A 4,225-nucleotide genomic window follows, 5' to 3' on the forward strand; every position below is an offset into this window, starting at 1 on the left:
CGCTCGTGCCCGGCCCCCCGCCCCTGCCCGAGCGCGGGGGCCGGGGCGAGACGGGCCCGCGGCTCGACCCGCACCCGGACGGCACCCACCGACCGGCGCCGCGGCGGCCGAAGGGCTCGCGGCAGCCCGCGCCCGGCCGCGCGCGCGGCCGCCGCCGGCACCGCCGACGACCCCGCCGCCGCGGCCACGCGCGCGCCTCGCTCCGTACGGTTCATCGTCCCGCGCTCCCCGGGCTGGAGTGCCACAGCTTGCGGCCGGTCGCGGCGGGGGCGCCGGCGGGCCGGAGGTCGGCCCAGGGGTGCATCTCGTAGCCGGTGGGCATGCGGACCCGCCGGCCGCCCGTCGGATCGGCCGGAGCCCCGGCGCCCTCCGCGGCCGCGAGGCGGGCCGCGACCCGCTCCAGGCCGCCGGTGCGGCGGAGTTCGGCCAGCTCGGCGAGGTCCCACACGGCGGAGCCGACCACGCTGAGGCTGCGCGGCCCGCGGCGCTGCACCGTGCCGCGGACGAGCAGCAGCCAGGAGTGGAAGACGGTGTGCGCGCACCGCTCGTGGCTGTCGTCGAAGAAGGCCAGGTCGACCAGGCCCGTGCCGTCGTCGAGGGTGGTGAAGACGACCCGGCGGCCGGAGCGGACCGGCGGCGTCTGGGTGGCCGCCTTCGCGCCGGCGACCAGCACCGTCTCCCCCTGCCGGGCGGCGGCCAGCCGGCGCGCCGGAACGGCGCCCAACTCGTCCAGGAACGCGGCGTGATCGCGCATCAGATGCCGGGAGGCGTCCATGCCGAGCACGCTCAGCTCGGCCCCGAGCCGCTCGGCCGGGTCGAGGTCCGGCAGCCCGACGGGCTCCACGACGGCCCCGCCGCCCCGGCGCCCGGCGCGGGCCCCGGAACCGGAGCCGGACCGGGAACCGGAACCGGCCCCGGACCCGGCCCTCGGACCGGAACCGGAGTCGAAGCCGGGCTCCGCGTCGGGGCCGACGCCGTCGACCACCGCGTCCAGGGGCAGTTGCCCCGTCCGCACCGCACGGTCCCGGTGCGCCCGGTGCAGCTCGGCGATGTGCAGCAGCAGATCGCGCCGGTTGTCGCCGAACGCGTCGAGCGCGCCGACCCGGGCCAGCCGTTCGGCCACCGGCCGGGACGGCCGCGCCCGGCGCCACAGGTCCGCCAGCGAGGCGTACGGCTGCCCGGCCACCAGGCGCTCCGTCTCCGCCTCGCTGATGCCGTGGACATCACAGAGCGCCAGCCTTATGCCCCACTTGGCCCCTTTACCACCAGACTCCAGTTCGATTCGATAGGACGCGCCCGAGCGGTTCACATCCAGCGGCAGGATCGGCACCCCACGCCGCCGCGCGTCCGCCAGCAGCAGCCGCTTCGGGTACATCCCCGGGTCGTGGGTGAGCAGCCCCGCGTAGAAGGCGGCGGGGCGGTGCGCCTTCAGCCACGCCGACTGATAGGTGGGCACGGCGAAGGCCACCGCGTGCGCCTTGCAGAAGCCGTAGCTGCCGAACGCCTCGACGATCTCCCAGGTGCGCTCCAGCACCTCGGGGGGATAGCCGCGGCGGCCCGCGTGCTCGCGGAACCAGGCCCGCACCTGCCCCGGGCCCTCGGGGGCGGAGAGGGCGCGGCGCTTCTCGTCGGCCTCGCCCCGGCCGCAGCCGGTCATGATCCGCAGCACCTCGATGATCTGCTCGTGGAAGACGACCACGCCATAGGTCTCGCGGAGCGCCTCTTCCAGGTCCGGGTGCGGGTAGACGGCCGGCCGCCGCCCGTGCCGGGCCGCGATGAAGGGGTGGACCATGTCCGCCGCCACCGGGCCCGGCCGGAAGAGCGAGATGTCCACGACGAGGTCGTGGAAGGTGCGCGGCTGGAGCCGGCCGATCAGATCGCGCTGGCCGGGCGACTCGATCTGGAAGCAGCCGAGCGTCTCGGTGGACCGGATGAGGTCGTACGTGGCCGGATCGCCCGGCCGCACCTGCTCCGGGTCGTCCAGATCCAGCCGCTCCCCCGCCGCCCGTTCGATCTCGGCGACCGCGTGCGCCATCGCGGACTGCATGCGCACGCCCAGCACATCGAGCTTGAGCAGCCCCATCTCCTCCACGTCGTCCTTGTCGAACTGCGCCATGGGAAAGCCGTCACCACTGGCCACGACGGGCGTGCGGGCCCGCAGCGCGGCGTCGGAGAGCAGCACGCCGCAGGGGTGCATGGCGATCCCGCGCGGCAGCGCGTCGAGGGCCTCCACCAGCCCCCAGAACCTGGTGTTCCGGCCGTGCTCCGCGGCGACCCGGCGCAGCTCGGGCAGCTCCGCCAGGGCCGCGCGGGCGTCCCTGGCGCGAATGTGCGGGAACGCCTTGGCCAGCCGGTCGACCTCCCCGGGGTCCATGCCGAACGCCGCGCCCACGTCCCGTACGGCGTGCCGCACCCGATAGGTCTCGGGCATGGCGACCGTCGCGACGCGCTCGGCGCCGAAGCGGTCGAAGATCGCGCGATAGACGTCGAGCCGGCGGGCGGACTCGACGTCGATGTCGATGTCGGGCAGCACCCGCCGCTCCCGGGACAGGAACCGCTCCATCAGCAGGCCGTGTTCGACGGGGTCGGCGTGGGCGATGCCCAGGAGGTGGTTGACGAGCGAGCCCGCGCCGGAGCCGCGGGCGGCGACCCGGACGCCCAGCGCGCGGGCGTCGTCGACGACCTGCGCGACGGTGAGGAAGTACGACGCGAAGCCGTGGAAGGCGATGATGTCCAGCTCGGCGTGGAGCCGCTCCCAGCGCGTCCGGTCGCGGTCGTGGCCGCGCAGCACCATGGCGGCGGCGCAGCGGGAGCGCAGGGCGCGGTCGGCGGTGCGCCGGCCGGCGCCCACCAGGTGCGGCTCGGGGAAGTGGACGCTCCCCAGCCCCAGGTCGTCGGCCGGGTCGACCAGGCACGCGGCGGCGGTCCGCTCGGTCTCCGCCAGCAGCCGGTGGGCGGCGTCGCGCCGCCATCCGGCGGCCTCGGCGACCCGCTCCGCGACCCGGGCCATGTCCCGGGCGCCCTTCAGCCAGCCCTCGCCGCTGTCGAGCGTCTCCGGGCGGCGCGGGTCGACGGGCACGAGCCGGCGGGCGGAGTCCAGCACGTCGGCGACCGGCCCCTGGCCCTGGTCGGCGTAGCGCACGGCATTGGTCAGTACGGCGCGCACGCCCTGCTCCTCGGCGAAGCCGACCGTACGGGCGGCCAGCCGCAGCGAGCCGGGGCCGGTGCCGGGGCGGCCGTGGTGCACGGCCGCCAGCCGCAGCGCGTCACCGAAGATCTCCCGCCAGGGGGCGAGCAGCCGGGCGGCCCGGTCGGGGCGGCCCGCGGCGAGGGCCCGGCCCACCTCCGACTCCGGACCGAGCAGCGCGATCACTCCGGCGCCGGCCGACTCCTCCAGGTCCGCCCAGCCGAGGAGGGGGCGGTCCGCCCCCTGTGCGTGGGCGGCCGAAATCAATCGGCACAGGGTGGCCCAGCCGAGGGCTCCGTCCCGGGCGAGGAAGACCGTACGGGGGGCGGACTCGTCGATGAACGCGCCCCCGCGCACGGGGGTGCGGGGGCGGCCCCGCGGCGCGTCCGCTGTCGGCGCTCCCGGCTTTCCGGGCGTCTCCGGGCCGTGGCCGGCCATCGCCAGGCTGGTCCCGAAGAGCGGCCGTATCCCGGCGTTCTCGCAGGCCCGGGCGAACCGTACGGACCCGGCGAGGGTGTCCCGGTCGGCCAGCGCGAGGGCGTCCGCGCCGCGTTCCGCGGCGCGCGTGGCGAGGCGCTCCGGGTGGGCGGCGCCGTAGCGCAGGGAGAAGCCGGAGACGGTGTCCAGATGCGTGAATCCGGGCATCCACACCTCCTACGCTCCGCTCCGGACCGACGCTTTTTCGCCAACCTCGCTTCCACCATAAACCAATTTTCGAACGCCCGTACGAACGCGATTCCCTCTCGGGAATTACGCGCATTTCGGGCATTTCGCTTCCGTTGCGTCTCCGGCCTCCCGCCGGTTCGGCGTCCCCGACGCCCGGGTTGTCCCTGACGTGAACGCCACAAGCGGTTGCCCTCTTCGGGCTTGCGCGACGCCCCCCCTTCACGTTGCCTGTGACGTGAACGCCACGAGCGTTTGCCGCAGCCTTCGGGGACGAGCCCCCTTCCCAGCCCCGCAGGGACGGGCGCCTTCCCGCGCCGAAGGCGCGGGGCCTTTGCCCCGGCCTGCGGGCCGACCCCACTTCCCCCGCCCCGC

At 76.1% G+C, this 4,225-nt stretch carries 1 protein-coding gene; it reads right to left on the reverse strand.

Translation table 11 applies throughout. The features are described from left to right. Positions 1 to 211: 211 nt before the first annotated feature. Complete coding sequence (locus ACSNOD_RS29115) at positions 212 to 3,832, reverse strand: DNA polymerase III subunit alpha (RefSeq protein ID WP_436770066.1); 3,621 nt, start codon at positions 3,830 to 3,832, stop codon at positions 212 to 214. Positions 3,833 to 4,225: the final 393 nt, after the last annotated feature.

Origin of the sequence: Streptomyces sp. URMC 123, assembly GCF_051386515.1 — a bacterium.
In the GTDB taxonomy this organism is placed as follows: Bacteria; Actinomycetota; Actinomycetes; order Streptomycetales; family Streptomycetaceae; genus Streptomyces.

What these genes read in the sequence shown, in the direction of transcription:
- ACSNOD_RS29115 (WP_436770066.1), bottom strand. Translation starts at nt 3,832, where the DNA reads ATGCCCGGATTCACGCATCTGGACACCGTCTCCGGCTTCTCCCTGCGC.